The organism is Streptomyces sp. SM11, assembly GCF_002910905.1.
Taxonomy (GTDB): Bacteria; Actinomycetota; Actinomycetes; order Streptomycetales; family Streptomycetaceae; genus Streptomyces.
Map to the genome: position 1 here is coordinate 2,124 of NZ_NEUE01000297.1, position 17,402 is coordinate 19,525.

Below are 17,402 nucleotides of genomic sequence, written 5' to 3' on the forward strand. Positions count from 1 at the left end.
GCACCGCCGGCTCGGTCATCGCCTCCCGGCTCACCGAGGACCCGGACGTCACCGTCACGGTCATCGAGGGCGGCCCCACCGACATCGACCGCGACGACGTGCTCACCCTGCGCCGCTGGCTCGGCCTCCTCGGCGGCGACCTCGACTACGACTACCCCACCACCGAGCAGCCGCGCGGCAACTCCCACATCCGGCACAGCCGCGCCCGGGTCCTCGGCGGCTGCTCCTCGCACAACACTCTCATCAGCTTCAAGCCGCTGCCCGGCGACTGGGACGAGTGGGCCGAGGCGGGCGCCGAGGGCTGGGACGCGGCCGCGATGGACCCGTACTTCGCCAAACTGCGCAACAACATCGTCCCGGTCGACGAGAAGGACCGCAACGCCATCGCCCGCGACTTCGTCGACGCCGCCCAGGAGGCGGCCGGAGTCCCCCGCGTGGACAGCTTCAACAGCAAGCCGTTCCACGAGGGCGTCGGGTTCTTCGACCTCGCCTACCACCCCGAGAACAACAAGCGCTCCTCCGCCTCGGTCGCCTACCTCCACCCGCACATCGAGGCCGGTGACCGGCCCAACCTGCGGATCATGCTGGAGACGTGGGCGTACCGCCTGGAGTTCGACGGCAACCGCGCCACCGGCGTACACGTGCGGACGAAGGACGGCGAGGAGATCCTGCTGCGCGCCGCCCGCGAAGTCATCGTCTGCGCGGGCGCGGTGGACACGCCCCGGCTGCTGATGCACTCCGGAATCGGGCCGCGCGAGGACCTGGCCGCGCTGGGCATCGACGTACGCCACGATCTGCCGGGCGTCGGCGAGAACCTGCTCGACCACCCCGAGTCCGTCATCGTCTGGGAGACCGACGGGCCCATCCCGGAGAACTCCGCGATGGACTCCGACGCGGGACTCTTCGTCCGCCGCGACCCCGAATCCCGGGGTCCGGACCTGATGTTCCACTTCTACCAGATCCCGTTCACCGACAACCCGGAGCGGCTCGGCTACGAGAAGCCCGAGCACGGGGTGTCGATGACCCCGAACATCCCCAAGCCGCGCAGCCGGGGCCGCCTCTACCTCACGAGCGCCGACCCCGAGGTCAAGCCGGCCCTGGACTTCCGCTACTTCACCGACGAGGACGACCATGACGGCCGCACCCTGGTCGACGGCATCAAGCTCGCCCGGGAGATCGCGCGCACCGAACCGCTCGCCCACTGGCTCAAGCGCGAAGTCTGCCCCGGGCCCGAGGTCACCTCGGACGAGGACATCAGCGAGTACGCCCGCAAGGTCGCCCACACCGTCTACCACCCGGCCGGTACGTGCAGGATGGGTGCGCCCGACGACCGGGCGGCCGTCGTGGACCCGCAGTTGCGCGTCCGGGGCCTGGAAGGCATCCGGATCGCCGACGCCTCCGTCTTCCCGACCATGCCCGCCGTCAACCCGATGATCGGCGTTCTCATGGTCGGCGAGAAGTGCGCCGAACTCCTCGCGGACCAGGCGCGTGACACCGCGCCGGCCACCAGCACCAGCACCGGAGGCGATGTCCGATGACCGGAACCGAGACCCTCAAGGTCACCGAGCCCGCCTCGAATCCGGTGCCCCGGCCGCCCGGGTGATGGACGGCGGCCGGCTCGTCGGCGTCGTCGACCACGCGTGCCTGCTCGACGTCGTCGCCGGGACGACCGGACCCGGCGCCGCGCCCGCCGCCCCGGACACGTCCGCCGCCTCGGAAGCGCCGGACGCACCGGACGCACCGGACGGCTCCCGCGAGGTGACCCGCTGATGGCCACCGCACAGGCCACCCCGGCCCGCCCCGTGCCGACGGGAGCGTGCCGGGGGCCGCTGGCCGCCCTGCGCGACCGCCCGGCCGCGGCGAAGCTCCTGCTGCTCGCGCTCCTCGCCGTCGTCGTCCCCGTCGTGCACGGCCGCTGGGGCGGGGCATCCGGCCCGACGCGCTCACCGCCGACCTCTCCGCGCCGCTGGGCGACGTGACGGACTGGATCGTCTCCAACCGCGACAGCCACTCGCTGTTCCTCTACTTCTTCGGCCACATCAGCAACGCCGTCGTGCTCTCCGTACGCGGTGTCTACCTGGTCCTCCTGGCCCTCGGCCGGGCCGGTGTCACCGTGTTCGCCGCCGCCGCCGTCGCCTGGCGCGTCGCGGGCCTCCGCCTCGCCCTCACCGCGGCCGTCTCGTTCCTGGTCTGCGGCCTGCTCGGCATGCGGGTGCCGACCATGCAGACGCTCGCGCTGATGGTCGTCGCGGTCCTCGCCTCCGCCGATGGCGCGGCTCACCCGCGCTCGGTCTGCGCGGCGCGGACCGCGGCGTCATGGAAGCCGTGACCTCGCTCGGCGCGACCGGACGGCAGCGGCTGCCGAGCGCCCGGCTGCCGCTGGCCCGCAAGGAACTGCTCCTCGGTCTGAACCAGACCATCATGATGGCGCTGTCGATGGCCGTCATCGCGTCCGTGATCGGCGCGGGCGGCCTCGGTGACCGCGTCTACCAGGCGCTGTCCGCCGTGGACGTCGGTGCCGCCCTCGCCGCGGGCATCCCGATCGTGCTGCTGGCCGTCGTCCTGGACCGTACGACGGAGGCGGCCGGTCACCGCATCGGCGCCGAGCCCACCGGCCCGGCCCTGCTGCGCGGCCGGCGCGGCTGGACCCTGGCCGCCGTGGTCACCGCTGCCGTCTCTGTCGTCGGACGGGCCGCCGACGGCCGGGTCTGGCCCGAGGACGTGACCGTGGCGATCGCCGGACCGGTCAACACCGCCAAGGACTGGATGGTCGACCACCTCTACACCGGGGTGCCCGTCGTCGGCGGTACCGCCGACCTCGCGTCCCACTTCACCAGCGGTGTCCTCAACCCGCTGCGGAGCGGGCTCACCGCACTGCCCTGGTGGGCGGTGCTGCTGGTCGTCGCCGCCCTCGCGCCGGCCATCGGCACCTGGCGCACCGCGACCACCGCGGTGCTCGCCATGGCGGCGATCGGTGTCCTCGGGGTGTGGAAGCCCTCGATGGACACCCTGAGCCAGGTGCCCGCCGCCGTCGCCGTCACCCTGGTCCTCGGCTTCGGCATCGCCATCGGGGCCGCGCGCAGCGAGCGCCTGGAACGATTCCTGCGACCGGTCCTGGACGTCTCCAGACCATGCCGCAGTTCGTCTACCTGATCCCCGTCGTCGCCCTCTTCGGCGTCGGCCGCGCCCCCGCCGCCGCGGTCATCTACGCGCTGCCCGCCGTCATCCGCATCACCACCCAGGGCCTGCGCGGCGTCGACCCGGCTGCGATGGAGTGCGCCCGCTCGCTGGGCGCGCCCCCGGCCAGCAACTGCGCCAGGTCCAGATCTCCCTGGCCAGGCACTCTCCGCTGCTCGCCGTCAACCAGGCGGTCGTCCTGGTCCTCGCCGTCGTCATCATCGGCGGACTCGTCGGATCGGGCGCACTCGGTTACGAGGTCGTCCTCGGTCTCGCCCAGGGCGACCTGGCCACCGGCCTCGTCGCCGGTGCGGCCATCGTCTGCCTCGGCCTGATGCTCGACCGGGTCACCCAGCCCACCACCCGCCGCCAGCGACAGGAGAGCTGAGATGAACCGCACCCGCACCCGCCTGCTCGTGGCGCTCGCCTCGGCCGGGGCCCTGCTCGCCACGGCCGGCTGCGGCGCCGCCGACATGACCAAGCAGGCCTCGCCCTTCGCGGCCCCCGCCGGGGTCAGGACGGTCACGCTCTCCGTCCAGTCCTGGGGCGCGCCCAGGCGAACGTCGCCGTGGCGGAGCAGCTCCTCAAGGAGAAGCTCGGCTACCGCGTCGACCTGGTCCAGACCGACGAGGTACCCGGCTGGGACGCCCTCAGCCAGGGCCGGGTCGACGCGATCCTGGAGGACTGGGGCCACCCGGACCAGGAGAAGCTGTACGTCGACGAGAAGAGGACGATCGTTTGGGGCGGTGACCTCGGGGTCACCGGCCACATCGGGTGGTACGTCCCGAAGTACTGGGCCGACAAGAACGCCGACGTCACCGACTGGAAGAACCTCAACAAGTACGCGAAGGAGCTGAGGACCGCCGAGAGCGGCGGCAAGGGCCAGCTGATGGACGGCTCGCCGTCCTACGTCACCGACGACGTGGCGCTGGTGAACAACCTGGACCTGGACTACAAAGTGGTCTTCGCCGGCTCCGAGGCGGCCCAGATCACCCAGATCCAGCAGTTCGCCAAGCAGGAGAAGCCCTTCCTCAGCTACTGGTACCAGCCGCAGTGGCTGTTCAAGGAGGTGCCGATGGTCGAGGTGAAGCTCCCCGAGTACACGGACGCCTGCGCGGCCAAGGACCCGGCGGACATCGACTGTGCGTACCCGACGACGCCCCTGCAGAAGTTCCTCAACGCCGACTTCGCCGAGCGCGGTGGCGAGGCGTCCGCGTTCCTGAAGAAGTTCCAGTGGTCGGAGAAGGACCAGAACGAGGTCTCCGAGATGATCGCCCAGCAGAAGCTCACGCCCCAGGAGGCGGCGGAGCGCTGGATCGAGCGCCACCCGGACGCGTGGAAGAAGTGGCTTCCGCAGGACTGAGGTCCTGAGGTCCGGGTGCCCGGCTCCTTGAGGGAGCCGGGCACCCGCTGTTTTTCCGCCCGTCCCGCTACCGGGCCCGGACCGTAGCCAGGATGTCCCGGTCCGGCTGGAGCGTCAGGCCCGTCACGGGCGCGATCTCGCCCGGTTCGACGTCCAGGGTGAAGCGGCGGGCCAGCACGGCCAGCAGGAGGACGGACTCCACCATCGCGAAGCGCGTACCGATGCAGACCCTGGGCCCGCCGCCGAACGGGAACCACGCGTACTCCGCGATCTCGTCGCCGCTCGTAGCGTCCCAGCGCTCGGGCCGGAACTCCTCCGGCTCGGGGAACCAGCGTGCGTCGCGGTGCGTGGACCACTGGCTCGTCCACACCCGGGTGCCCTCCTCGACCGGCAGACCCCCGATCGACGCGCCTTCCTTCGCGACCCCGGTGATCAGCCAGACGGCCGGGTACAGCCGCAGAGTCTCCTTCACCACCGCCTGGGCGTACGTCAGCCGGGCGTAGTCCTCGAAGCCGGGCTCCCGGTCGCCGAGCACCTGGTCCAGCTCATCGGCGAGCGCGTCGCGGACCCGGGGGTTGCGGGCAAGCAGGTACCACGCCCACACCAGCGTCGTACTCGTCGTCTCGTGGCCGCCGATGTACAGCGTGACCGCCTCGTCGCGGATCTCCTCGTCGCTGAGGTGCGTCCCGCTCTCGTCGACGGCGGTGAGCAACCGGCTGAGCAGGTCGGGGCGTTCGCTCTCGCCGTCGCGGTGCCGGGCGACGACCCTCCCCACCTCGGCGTCGATGACCGCCGCGGCCTTCTTGATGCGCGCGCGGCCGGGCGTCGGCACCCAGTCGGGCAGCAGCGCGCCGATCCCGGCGAACTCCTTGCCGATCTCCATCTGGGCGACGTCCATCGCCCGTCCCATCGTCTCGGAGTCCGCCGGGGTATCCACACCGAAGATGGTGCGCACCGCGATCTTCTGCGTCAGCGCGGCCATCTCCCGCTTGACGTCGACCTGTTCACCGTCCGACCAGCTGTCCGCCAGTTCCACCGTGCAGTCCGCCATCGTGGCCGCGTACGACGTGACCTGCTTGGGTCGCACCGAGGGCTGCACCAGCGATCGTCTGCGCCGCCAGTCCCGGCCCCGCGCCACGATCATCCCGTTGCCCAGCACCGTACGGAACGCGATTCCGAGCTTCGGCTGGTCGAAAGTGTGTTCCGTCTCGGTGAGCAACTCGCCTATGCACTCGGGGTCGGCGAGGAAGACGCACCGGTTGCGGCCGAACTGCCAGCGCACCATGTCCCCGTGGCTGCGCAGGAGTTCGAAGAAGGCGAGGGGGTTCTTCGCGAACTGCGGAAGATTGCCCAGGAACGGCAGCCCCTTGGGGCCCGGGGTGAACGCATGGTCGCGAGGCTGGGTGTCGAGCGCCGGGCCGGTCTGCGTGGACATCGAGGAACTCCGCTCCCTGGGGCGCGCCACTGCCGGCGCGCAACCGTTCTGGCCCCATCGAAGAGGATGGGGGCGGCACTCCGCCAGAGGAATCGGCGGGGTGTGGCCGGAAGCCGTCATCAGCCCTACGGAGTACGCGAGTTGTCGAGCGTAGTCGCAGGGACCTCCGGATTCGAACAGGAGTTGCGGGGAGAGTTCCGCCGGCGTGCGAGGATCCCGCCATGCCGATCGATCCGCTGGTGTCCCGCGCCCGCACGCTGTGGCAGGAACTGGCGGCCGTACCGGATGCCGCATGCGGAACTCCCGCGCGCCCAGCGGTCCTTGTCGCTCCGGACTCGTCCCTGGCGCCGCCGTCCTGGGTGGGCTTGGTGCCCGTCGGGGCGCCGCGCCGACCGGCCGCTGCTCTTCGGGCGACGACGGCAGTTCGACGACACCCCCTAGCCGGCCCGGGGCACCACGACGACCTGGTGCTCGTCCTCGTACACGATCCTGCCGGGATCTACGGACTCCAGCCGCTCGCACGGCACCCCGTGCGCGGCCAGCAGCGCGAGCTAGCCGGGAGCCCGGTCCAGCAGATGTGTCGCCGACGTCTTGAACCAGGCGACCGCCCCCGGGTTCACCCCGGGGTCGTACACCGCCGGATCGACGCGCGAGGGGTCGGTGTACGCGGCGTCGTACCAGTCGTTCGCCGCCCGCCAGAAGCGGTGCTGCTCCGCGGTCAGGCGGCCCTCCCGGGCCAGTCCGTTGGCCAGTCCGAAGATCCCGGTGAAGATGCCCCGCTGGTTGCGCTCGGTGCTCTGGAACCGTACGTACGTCGTCGTCCCGCTCATCCCGTTCCCCTCCGCCGCGGCCGGGCAGGGGCATCCTGCCGATCATGCCGACTCGCGTGCCCGGGCACAGCGCATCGCGGCGTTGTCGTCGGTCGCCAAGGCGCTTTCCCCGAGCTCTCGGCTTCGGTCGAGCAGGGGAGCCATGGGCCATGGCTATGTCCTGGTCCAGCGCCCCGGCGAACAGGCCGACGGACAGGACCCCGGCAGTGCCGAGCCCGGACCGGGCCGGAGCGCCCCGTCGGGCAGCGCGCCGAGTGTGGTCACGGCGGACACCGCGACCCGCGGGTTGTCCACGAAGAACTGTCACACCGGCCGTGCCTCCCCGACCTCGAAGACCCCGCCCCTGTCGGGCGAAAGGACCTTCGAGGTCCGGGAAGCGCCACTCGGGGGAGTGGCCGGTGGGACCGTCAGACGCCCTGCGGCGTCCCGGCCGGCCGGCCCCGGCCCCGCGTCAGCGAGTAGCCGAACACGGCGGCCAGCGCGGCGAGCACACCGCCGCCCACGGTCCACAGCCAGCGGTCGGTCCACCAGCCCGAGGCCCAGCCGTCCTCCGGCTCACCGGCGGGCAGCGTCCGGGGCGCCGCCGAAGCGTCCCCTTCGTCCGCCGAGGAGACCGAGACGCCCGGCACCAGCGGCTCGGAGAGCGCGCCGTCCACGTCATGGGCCCCGCCCTGCTCCTTCATGGTCGCCTTCACCTCGACGCCGACCGGCAGTCCGAGGTCGGCGGCGGGCAGATCCACCACGGTGAGACGGATGTAGTAGCTGCCGGGCAGCGGGTCGTTCGCCCACGGCTCGGACCAGGACCGCACGGGCCGCAGCACGCAGGACAGCTCGACGGTGGCCGCGTCGGCCGCCGCCTTCCTGGTCTGGTGCCCGTACATACAGGCCTGGCGGCGGCGCAGCCCGTCGTACACATCGACCTGCCAGGTGGAGGCGCCGCGCCGGGCGGCGCTTTCGGGCAGCTTCACCGTCGCCTCGACGGTGGGCCGCTGGCCGGCGTCGGCCGGGACCACCCAGTACAGGTAGTCGCCCGCCGAGGCCTGGGCGGTGCCCGTCTGCCCCTGCCGGAGTGCGGTCGCCGTACGGAATGCGGTGCCAGCCTCGGTGGGTCCCGCGGTGTCCTCCGTGGCGCTCGCGCTCGCCGACGGGTCGTCCGCCACGGCCGGGCCCGCCGAGGTGAGCAGGGTCAGCCCGGCGAGCAGGGCTCCGGTGAGTGCGTGTCGTACGCCGCGGGTGCGGCGAGGGGTCCTGGCCATCAGTTGGTCCTCCATACGGCGACGCGCCAGCGCGAGATCCAGCCGGTCAGCAGGCCCGCGACCAGTCCGGTCAGGACGAGCACGCCGAGCAGCCACCAGCCGCGGCCGAGTCCGAAGGCCGCCACGTCGGCGGCGTCGTCCGGGCCGTCCACCACGTCCACGGTCAGTTCGACCGGCAGGCCGGGCGACTTCTTCACCGAGGCGGGCGCGGAGAAGGAGTGGGCGAGCTGGAGACATACGGTCTCGGCGGCGGGTTTGCCGTCGCCGTCGTCGCCGTCCTCCACCTCGGGTTTCGGATAGCGCAGTCCGGACGAGATCACGTCGGTGCGGCCGGTTCCGGCCTCGGAACCCCGGACGATCTCCCGTCCGTGCACGGTCACCGCCCGCAGCAGTACCCCGTAGTCGTCGTCCACGGCACGGTCGGCGGCCACGCTCGCCGAGGCGCGCAGCTCCTGACCGGGCAGCACGTCGACGCGGTACCAGCGGTGTTCGCCGATCTTCTCGCGGTCCGTGTAGAGGCCGGGCTCCAGCTTGGGAGCGGCGGAACAGCTCCCGGCACCCTCGATCGCCACCGGAGTGACCGCGGGCTCGGCGGCGCGGTCCACCAACTGCTTGACCCGGTCGGACAGTTCGTCCTTGTGCTGGACGGCGGTGTACGTGCCGCCGGTGGCCTCCGCGATACAGGTCAGCTGCTGGCGGATCTTGGCGTTGGGCACCAGACCCAGCGTGTCCACGACCAGGTGGGTGCCGCGCGCGGCGATCTCCCGCGCGACCTCGCACGGGTCGAGCGGCCCGCAGGTGTCCTCGCCGTCCGTGATGAGCACGATCCGCCGCGAACCGTCCCCGCCCTCCAGGTCGTCGGCCGCGCCGAGCAGGGCCGGGCCGATCGGGGTGAACCCGGTCGGGGCGAGGGTGGCGACCGCGGTCTTCGCTTCCGTACGGTCGAGCGGGCCGACCGGGTAGAGCTGCCGGGTGTCCTTGCAGCCGACTTTGCGGTCGTCGCCCGGATAGTCCGCGCCGAGCGTCCGGATGCCGAGCCGCACCTGTTCGGGCACCGCGTCCAGGACATCGTTGAACGCCTGCTTGGCGGCGGCCATCCGGGACTGGCCGTCGATGTCGCGGGTCCGCATCGAGCCGCTGACGTCGAGCACCAGCTCGACCTTGGGGGAGGGGGTGGCGGGGGCTTCGTCGGCGGCGGCGGGAATCGCGGTGCCGAGCCCGGCGGCCAGGGTGGCGAGCGTTATGCCCACCCCGGTCGTCAGCCGTTTTCTTGTGATCATCGCCGGATCCTATGGAAGATCAGTTCGTATTCCCAACCGGGGCCCTCGTGGCGTGGGATCACGGGTGAGGAGGGGGCCGACCGGCGCGGAGAATCCTGTGCTGCCGCCGTGGGGATGGATTCCCCGTTGTTCCTGGTGGACCGGGGGTGGCCGGGCGCCGTCCCCGTCGAGCACCGGACCGAGTTGACGGAAGACTCGGCCTGGGCTTCGCTCGTCCGTCGGAGCCGGGGGTTCAGCCGCCGAGCAGGGGACCGGACGCGCGCTCCAGGACCGAGGTGACCCGCCCCCAGGTCTCCACGTCACGTTCCACCGGGGGCAGCTGACGATCCGTCCCCGACCTCTGCCAGACCGTCGCCAGCGCCACCGGGTCGCCGCCGCCCGCCGCCGACGCGGCGAGCGCCGCCGCGCCGAGGGCGACCAGCTCCTTGCTGCCCGGGATGACGAGCGGGCGGCCCGAGAGCCGGCGCACCGTCTCCACCCACATCCGCCCCCGCGCCCCGCCGCCGATCAGGCGCAGCGGGCGGCTTGCGATCCCGGGTGCGGCGGGATCGAGGCCGCAGGCCGACAGCAGTTCGTCCAGGGCCCGCAGTACGGTGACGGCCGCGCCCTCGTAGGCGGCGCCCAGCAGTTGCTGCCGGGTCGTGTCGTGGCGCAGCCCGGTCAGCAGCCCGGACGCGGTCGGCAGGTCGGGGGTCCGTTCGCCGTCGAGGTACGGGAGCACCACCGCCTCGCCGCCGGGTGCGGCGTCCTCGCGGTCCAGGCCGAGCAGGGCGGCCACCTTGTCCACGGCGAGCGTGCAGTTGAGGGTGCAGGCCAGCGGGAGGTACGTACCGTCGGCGGCGGCGAAGCCGTTCAGCGCGGTGGACGCGGGCCGGGTGCGGGAGGCGGCGAACACCGTGCCGGAGGTGCCGAGGCTGAGGGCCGGGTGGTCCAGCAGGCCGTCGCCGCCCAGCCCGAGGCCCACGGCGGCGCTCATGTTGTCGCCGGTGCCGGCTGCCACCGCGATGCCCGCGGGTAGCCCGAGTGCGCGCGCCGCCGCGCCGGTGAGTGAGCCGATCCGGGCCGCTCCGGTGGGCGCGACCTCCGGGAGCAGGGCCGTGTCGAGTCCGAGGAGCTCCAGCAGGACGGGGTCGTAGGCGCCGGTGGCGGTGGAGTACCAGCCGCTGCCGGAGGCGTCTCCCGGGTCGGTGGCGGCGACGCCCGCGAGGCGTTCGGTCAGGAAGTCGTGGGGGAGCCGGACCGCTGCCGCGTTCGCCGTGCTCGCGGGTTCGTTCTCGCGCAGCCACTGCCACTTGGAGGCGGTGATGGACGCCACCGGCACGGAGCCGGTCCGCGCCGTCCAGGCCCCGGGCCCGCCGAGCGCCGCGGTGAGGGCGGCGGCCTGCGGTGCGGAGCGGGTGTCGTTCCACAGCAGCGCGGGCCGCAGCGGTCGGCCCGCCCCGTCCAGCACGACGAGCCCGTGCTGCTGTCCGGCGACGGCGATGCCGGTGACCGCGCGGGCGGGGAGGCCGGATCCCTTGAGTCCGGCGGCGACCGCCTCGCACAGGGCCCGCCACCAGATCTCCGGATCGCTCGTCCGGGCCCCGGCCTCGCCGGTGACCACGTGCGGGGCGCGCCCCACGGCGAGCTGCTCACCGGTCACGGCGTCGATGAAGGCGGCCTTGGTGGACTGGGTCGAACTGTCCACGCCGATGACGACGGCGGGTGACGGCATGAGAAGCCTCTTTCGCGCTGCGGGTGCTGGTCACGGGTGCCGGTCATTCGGCTGCGGCACAAACAAATTACGGGATGTGCGGCCCCCTGGACAGGGGGTCGGAGGTGTTCCGTGCGGCAGGGGTGTTCCGTGCCCGGGGTGCGGTGTGCTTGATTAGTCATGACACTGAACAAATAGGGGTGCCGGGTTTGCGGCCGGGCGTCCCGACGGCAGGCGAAGGCGGTCGGACGACGATGACGGAACGCTTCACCCCCACCCCCGAGGACAAGTTCAGTTTCGGCCTGTGGACCGTGGGCTGGCAGGGCCGGGACCCTTTCGGCGACGCGACCCGCGCGGCCATCGACCCCGTCGAGTCGGTGCGGCGGCTCGCGGAGCTGGGCGCCTGGGGCGTGACCTTCCACGACGACGACCTGATCCCCTTCGGGGCGCCGGAGACGGAGCGCGAAAGGGTCGTCAAGCGCTTCCGGCAGGCGGTCGACAGCAGCGGGCTCGTCGTGCCCATGGTGACGACGAACCTCTTCACCCATCCCGTCTTCAAGGACGGCGGGTTCACCGCCAACGACCGTGGCGTGCGCCGCTACGCACTCCGCAAGACCCTGCGCAACATCGACCTCGCCGTCGAGCTGGGCGCGAGCACCTTCGTGGCGTGGGGCGGCCGCGAGGGGGCCGAGTCCGGCGGAGCGAAGGACGTCCGCCTGGCTCTCCACCGGATGAAGGAGGCCTTCGACCTGCTGGGCGAGTACGTCACCGAGCAGGGGTACGACCTCCGCTTCGCCATCGAACCCAAGCCGAACGAGCCGCGTGGCGACATCCTGCTGCCCACCATCGGCCACGCCCTGGCCTTCATCGAGCGCCTGGAGCGCCCCGAGCTGGTCGGCGTCAACCCGGAGACCGGGCACGAGCAGATGGCCGGGCTCAACTTCCCGCACGGCATCGCCCAGGCCATGTGGGCGGACAAACTCTTCCACATCGACCTCAACGGCCAGTCCGGCATCAAGTACGACCAGGACCTACGCTTCGGCGCGGGCGACCTGCGCCAGGCCTTCTGGCTCGTCGACCTGCTGGAGAGCGGCTACGAAGGACCCCGCCACTTCGACTTCAAGCCCCCGCGCACCGAGGACTACGACGGAGTCTGGGCCTCGGCCGCGGGCTGCATGCGCAACTACCTCATCCTCAAGGAGCGGGTCGCCGCGTTCCGCGCCGACCCCGAGGTGCGGGCGGCCCTGCGCGCGTCCCGCCTGGACGAACTGGCGCGTCCCACCGCCGGCGACGGCCTGGCGAGCCTTCTCGCCGACCGCAGCGCGTACGAGGACTTCGACGTGGACACCGCCGCCGCACGAGGCATGGCCTTCGAGGCGCTGGACCAGCTCGCCATGGACCACCTGCTCGCCGTGCGCTGACGAAAGTGATGAGCCCGGCGCCGCTGACGCACGGGGTGAACCGGCGCCGCCAGAGGCACGGGGTGAGGCGCTGCCGCTGACGTACCGGGTGAGCCGGGGCCGGACGGTCCCGGCTCACCCGCCGGACGGCTCCGCGTACGCCACCGGATCGTCCAGCACGTCCTGCACCACGAGCGCCGCCGCGCCCCGCGCCGCGTCGCCCGCCACCGACGACGCCCGGAGCCGGCCGCTGCCCGGGGACCAGAGCCCCGACACCACGCGGCCGGTCAGCTCCTCGTCGGCGAGCGGCGCCAGCCACGGCATCAGGCCCCGGTAGATCCCGCCGAGGACCACCGCGTCCGGGTCGATCAGGTTCACCGCCCCCGACAGCACCCGGCCCAGCATCCGGCCCGCCTCACCGACCGCGGCCACCGCACGCGGGTCCCCGGCCCCCGCGCGCCGCTCCAGCTCCAGCACCCCACAGGCGCCGCCGAGCCCCTCGATCCCGGCCGCCCGCAGCAGCGCCGCCTGTCCGGCGTACTGCTCCAGGCACCCCCGCGACCCGCACCGGCACTCCGGCCCCGCCGGATCCACCACCACATGGCCGATCTCCCCGGCGAACCCGTGCGCACCGCGCAGCAGTTCGCCGTTGAGGACGAGCGCGCCGCCGACCCCGATCTCGCCGGTCAGATAGAGGAAAGTGCGCACCTCGTCGAGCCCGCCGAACCACAGCTCGGCCAGCGCCGCGAGATTGGCCTCGTTCTCCGAGGCGACCGGCAGGACGGGGTGGCCGGGGCGCAGGGCGGCGAGGGTGTCGGCGAACAGTTCCTGCGCCGGGACCTCGTTCCAGCCGAGGTTGGGGGCCTGCCGCACCGAGCCGCCGGAGACGAGACCCGGCAGCGCCAGCGCCGCGCCCACCGGACGCAGCTCCTGCTCGTACGCCGACTCCAGGGTCCGCGCGGCGATCCGGGCCGCCCGCGCCAGGGTCTCCCCGGCGGACGCGCCCCGGTTGTCGAGGTGTTCGGTCTGCCGGACCCGGCCGGTGCCCGCCAGATCCACCACGCACACCGACACGTAATCGATGTTGATCTCCACGCCGAGCCCGGCCGGACCGGTGCGGGCCACCTTGAGCGCGGTGCCGGGGCGGCCCGCGTGACCGCTGAACGTCTTGCCCGACTCGGTGAGGAACCCGCTGTCCATCAGCTGCTCGACGAGCGAGGACACCGCGGCCCGGGTCAGCCCGATCCGGGCGGCCACCCCGGCACGGGTCGCCTCGCCGCGCTCGCCCTCGTCCCGCACGGCGCGCAGTACCAGGCTCAGATTGTGCCGTCGCACGGTGTCCTTGTCGGCCTTGGGCCCCAGCGGAGTGAGGATGCTCTTCATATCGTCGCCGAGCCTATGTGATGAGGGGCCCCCGGCGGGGGTGCGGGAAGGGCCGTACCGCGGAAGCGAGAGGGGCGGTACCGGGGGTGGGGTTGGTTCCGGCCGTCCGGCCGGAACCAACCCCACCCCCTCGGGCTCCGCTCAGGGCTTGACGCCCCGGGCCGTCAGCATGTCCGCCATCAGGCCGATCTCCGACTGCTGGCCGCGGACCATGCCCGCCGCCAGGTTCCGGATGGCATCCGTCTTCGCCGTACCTGCGGCGGCCTGCGCCATGTCCGCACCCGCGCGGTGGTGCACGGTCATCAGCCGCAGGAACAGCACCTCGGCCTTCTCGCCCTTCGCGGCCGTGAGGGCCGCCAGCTCCGCGTCGGTGGCCATGCCCGGCATCAGCGAACCGTCGTCGGTCGGGGTGAGGGTGTGCCCCATCCACTCCATCGGCGGCCCGGCCGCGCTCTTCGGCAGCCCCCAGATCTCCAGCCAACCCAGCATCATGCCGCGCTGGTTGGCCTGGGTGTTGATGATGTCGTACGCGAGCCGCCGCAGGTCCTCGTCGTCGGTGCGGTCCCGCACGATGAACGACATCTCGACCGCCTGCTGATGGTGGATCGCCATGTCCCGGGCGAAGCCCGCGTCCACGGAGTCCTCCGCGGGAGCGGACCGCGCCGCCGAGGACGCCCCGGACGGGGAGGCCGAGGAGGAGCGTACGACCATCAGAGCCACCAGCCCGAGCGCCACGAGCAGCACGGAGACTCCCGCGAGGATCATCCGACGGGTGGAGCCGGAAGTCGCCAGGGCGGTCACTTGTCCAGCCCGCCGGTGCAGGCGGCCCCCGGCTCAGGGGTCTGCGGGCCCTGCACGTACTTGGTGAAGAACTGTCCGACGCGGTCGTCCTCCGCGCTCTTGACGGTGACCTGCTTGCCCCACGCGCTGAGCATCAGTGGGTCCTTCTGGTCCTTGACCGGGCTCATCAGGGAGTACGGAGTCGACTTGACCTTCTTCGTGAGCGCCTCGATGTCCGCGTCCGAGGCCTCGTCGTTGTACGTGACCCAGACCGCGCCGTGCTCCAGCGAGTGCACGGCGTTCTCCTTCGGTATCTCGTCGGTGTACACGTCCGCGTTGCAGTTCATCCAGACCTGGTCGTGGTCGCCGCCGACGGGCGGGTTCATCGGGTAGTCGACCTTGGTCGCCACGTGCTCCTGCGTCAGCTTGTCCCAGCTGCGCTCGCCGGTGACCGGCGAGGTCTTGGCCTGCTCGTCCTTCTTGTCCTTCTCGTTGGCCTGCGCCATCAGATAGCCGCCTCCGGCGACCAGGGCGGCGACGACGGCCACCGACGCGCTGATGGTGATGATGCGGACCCGCCGCTCGCGGGCGCGCTCCTTGCGGCGCGCCTCTTCGAGCTTGGCGCGGCGCGCCGAGGCCGGGGTGTTCTGGTTCTTGGGGGAAGCCATGGGAAGTCCTCGTCGTTCAACCGATGCATACGGGCGATGCATGAAGGGGGAAGGGACACAGGGGTAAGGGATGCGGGGCACACGGAAAGCCGCTCCCGGTGAACCGGCGCCAGGGCGCGACGGGAGAGCGGATCCGGCCTCTAGATCCGTTGGACCTGTAGGAGCAGTTGATCGACGGAACGCACACCGTCGTGTGCGGGACCCCGGGTGGCCGCCGCACCGGTGAGCGGGGAGGCGGGGACGAAGGCCACGGAGGCGGGGACGGCCACGGGGGCGGACGACGCCGGAAGCACGACGGCCACCGTGTGCGTCGAGCCGCCGTGGCACGACGACCCGATCCCGCGGTCCGCCGGCGCGGCCAGGACGACCGGCTCGAAGGCCGCGTCGGGCGTCGGGGTGAACGCGCGGACGGCGGTCGCCTCCGCGGGGCCCGCCATGACCGGCACGGCGGCGGACGAGGTGGTGACCGAGCAGCAGAAGAGCATGGCCAGCAGGAAGAACACCCAGCCCAGGGCGAAGGGCGCGCGGGAGCGGCACCGCTGCCGGTCGGTCCGCGTGCTCACCCTGGTCATCGCCCGTCATCGTAGTGGGTGCATGAAGATTCAAAGAATATGGGTCGAGCTGTCCGCAGGATAGTGTGCCTGAGTGACCACGTAGTCGAGCATAGCTCCGGGCTGGTTCCCTGACCCTCATGGCGCACCTCAGCTGCTGCGCTACTGGGACGGGGCCCGGTGGACCGAGCACACGCACCCGGCCGAGGGGCAGCAGCCCCCCGCCGGCGCCGCCGCCCAGCAGGCCCCGGGAACTGTCGGGGCCCCTGCCCAGCAGGCTCCGGCCGCTGCCGGGGTCCCCGCCCAGCAGGCCGTGTCCGCCGGTTCGCTCTTCGACCAGCCGGTCCTGGTGGTGAACCAGAAGGCCAAGCTGATCGAGGTCACGAACGAGTACCGGGTGTTCGACCAGCACGGCGCGACCGTCGGCTCGGTCGTCCAGGTCGGCCAGAGCGCGCTGCGCAAGGTGCTCCGGTTCGTCTCCGGCATCGACCAGTACCTGACGCACCGCCTGGAGATCCGCGACGCGCACGGCCGGCCGCAACTGCTGCTGACCCGCCCCGCGAAGTTCATCAAGTCGCGCGTCATCGTCCAGCGCCCCGACGGGCAGCCCGTCGGCGAGATCATCCAACAGAACGCCATCGGCAAGATCAATTTCGCAATGACAGCCGGCGGTGTGCAGGTCGGCGCGATCAGGGCGGAGAACTGGCGCGCCTGGAACTTCGCCATCGTCGACCACAACGGCACCGAGATCGCGCGGATCACCAAGACCTGGGAAGGCCTCGCGAAGACGATGTTCACGACGGCCGACAACTACGTGCTCCAGATCCACCAGCGCCTGCCCGAGCCGCTGCTCAGTCTGGTCGTCGCCACGGCGCTGACGGTGGACACCGCCCTCAAGCAGGACGCCCGGGGTCTCGGCTGACCTGCCAGCCGTTCGCGCCCGATCCCTCAGGACGCCGCCGCCCGGAACCGGGCGGCGGCGTCCTGTCGTGCTGCGCGCGCAGAGTATTTTACAGGTGTAATACCTGTTAACGTATATGGGTGAGTGATACATCCATATGGCCTCGGCGCCCCTCCGTCCGGGCCCTCCCGCTGACCCCGGCCCTCCGGCTCTCGCGGCCCTCGGACACCTGGTTCAAACCTGCCCTCAGCGTGGTCGTCGCCTCCGCCGTACCCCATCTGACGCTGTTGGCCATCGGCCGGCCGGACCTCGTGATGTACACGATGGCCGGATCGCTCTGCGCGCTGTACGGCCACGGCCTGCCGTACGCCCGGCGGGCGCGGGCCGTCGCGGGCGTGGTGCTCGGCATGACCGCCGGCCTTGCCGTCTCCCTGGTCACCGCCTCCCTCACCGGATCGACCGCCGTGCTCATCGCCGTCGGCGCGCTGCTCGCCGCCGCCCAGAAGGTGCTGTGCGACGCCACCCGGATCGGGCCGCCCGCCCATGTGGTTTTCACCTTCGTCAGCTCCGCCGCCCTCTTCACCCCGCAGCGCCCGGAGCCGATCCCCGGCCACCTCGCCCTGACGCTCGGCGCGGGCGCGTTCGCCTGGCTGGTCGCCGTCGCGCCCGCCCTGGTCCGCCGTGA

The 17,402-nt window shown here is 72.2% G+C and carries 11 protein-coding genes and 5 pseudogenes; 7 read left to right on the forward strand and 9 right to left on the reverse strand.

Features of this window, described 5'->3' with window-relative positions; translation table 11 throughout:
• From B9S58_RS33085 to B9S58_RS33100, 4 genes and pseudogenes are all read left to right on the forward strand, one after another.
• Window positions 1-1,538 (forward strand): GMC family oxidoreductase (locus tag B9S58_RS33085; protein ID WP_103535593.1); only part of this gene is annotated, 1,538 nt, incomplete at its 5' end.
• Window positions 1,501-1,770: pseudogene (locus B9S58_RS33090) on the forward strand (glycine/betaine ABC transporter ATP-binding protein); the annotation flags it as partial. The gene B9S58_RS33085 and the pseudogene B9S58_RS33090, both read left to right, overlap by 38 nt.
• A pseudogene (locus B9S58_RS33095) lies at window positions 1,770-3,565 on the forward strand (ABC transporter permease subunit). The pseudogenes B9S58_RS33090 and B9S58_RS33095, both read left to right, overlap by 1 nt.
• Before the next feature lies 1 nt (window position 3,566).
• A pseudogene (locus tag B9S58_RS33100) lies at window positions 3,567-4,540 on the forward strand (ABC transporter substrate-binding protein).
• A gap of 67 nt (window positions 4,541-4,607) precedes the next feature.
• Here the strand turns inward: B9S58_RS33100 and B9S58_RS33105 are convergent.
• The 5 genes and pseudogenes from B9S58_RS33105 to xylB all read right to left on the reverse strand — a co-directional run bounded on the left by B9S58_RS33105 (window position 4,608) and on the right by xylB (window position 11,055).
• A complete protein-coding gene (locus tag B9S58_RS33105; RefSeq protein ID WP_103535594.1) occupies window positions 4,608-5,975 on the reverse strand; it encodes a cytochrome P450 in 1,368 nt (455 codons plus the stop codon).
• A 437-nt stretch (window positions 5,976-6,412) separates the two neighbouring features.
• Window positions 6,413-6,805, reverse strand: a pseudogene (locus B9S58_RS33115) (hypothetical protein).
• A gap of 407 nt (window positions 6,806-7,212) precedes the next feature.
• Window positions 7,213-8,061 (reverse strand): hypothetical protein, encoded by an 849-nt coding sequence (locus B9S58_RS33120; RefSeq protein WP_103535595.1) that lies wholly within the window; start codon window positions 8,059-8,061, stop codon window positions 7,213-7,215.
• Window positions 8,061-9,341: a VWA domain-containing protein gene (locus B9S58_RS33125; RefSeq protein WP_103535596.1), complete on the reverse strand. Its 1,281-nt coding sequence runs from the start codon at window positions 9,339-9,341 to the stop codon at window positions 8,061-8,063. The genes B9S58_RS33120 and B9S58_RS33125 overlap by 1 nt, the downstream gene beginning before the upstream one ends.
• 232 nt (window positions 9,342-9,573) lie before the next feature.
• Window positions 9,574-11,055 (reverse strand): xylulokinase, encoded by a 1,482-nt coding sequence (gene xylB, locus B9S58_RS33130; protein WP_103535597.1) that lies wholly within the window; start codon window positions 11,053-11,055, stop codon window positions 9,574-9,576.
• A gap of 233 nt (window positions 11,056-11,288) precedes the next feature.
• Between xylB and xylA the strand changes: the two genes are divergently transcribed.
• Window positions 11,289-12,455, forward strand: coding sequence for a xylose isomerase (gene xylA, locus B9S58_RS33135; RefSeq protein WP_103535598.1), 1,167 nt, complete (start codon window positions 11,289-11,291; stop codon window positions 12,453-12,455).
• Between the two features lie 114 nt (window positions 12,456-12,569).
• On the opposite strand, the gene B9S58_RS33140 is transcribed toward xylA, so the two are convergent.
• From B9S58_RS33140 to B9S58_RS33155, 4 genes are all read right to left on the reverse strand, one after another.
• Entirely contained in the window at window positions 12,570-13,817 is a 1,248-nt protein-coding gene (locus B9S58_RS33140; RefSeq protein ID WP_103535599.1) for an ROK family protein, read from the reverse strand.
• Between the two features lie 141 nt (window positions 13,818-13,958).
• Window positions 13,959-14,582 (reverse strand): DUF305 domain-containing protein, encoded by a 624-nt coding sequence (locus B9S58_RS33145; RefSeq protein WP_258045182.1) that lies wholly within the window; start codon window positions 14,580-14,582, stop codon window positions 13,959-13,961.
• 32 nt (window positions 14,583-14,614) lie between these two features.
• Complete coding sequence (locus B9S58_RS33150; protein WP_103535601.1) at window positions 14,615-15,265, reverse strand: DUF3105 domain-containing protein; 651 nt, start codon at window positions 15,263-15,265, stop codon at window positions 14,615-14,617.
• Between the two features lie 140 nt (window positions 15,266-15,405).
• Complete coding sequence (locus B9S58_RS33155; protein WP_103535602.1) at window positions 15,406-15,837, reverse strand: hypothetical protein; 432 nt, start codon at window positions 15,835-15,837, stop codon at window positions 15,406-15,408.
• A 91-nt stretch (window positions 15,838-15,928) separates the two neighbouring features.
• Here B9S58_RS33155 and B9S58_RS33160 point away from each other — a divergent pair, with 91 nt between their 5' ends.
• Window positions 15,929-16,738 carry a phospholipid scramblase-related protein gene (locus B9S58_RS33160; RefSeq protein ID WP_103535603.1) on the forward strand — a complete coding sequence of 270 codons (810 nt, stop codon included), beginning with the start codon at window positions 15,929-15,931 and terminating at the stop codon, window positions 16,736-16,738.
• A gap of 119 nt (window positions 16,739-16,857) precedes the next feature.
• Window positions 16,858-17,402: pseudogene (locus B9S58_RS33165) on the forward strand (FUSC family protein); the annotation flags it as partial.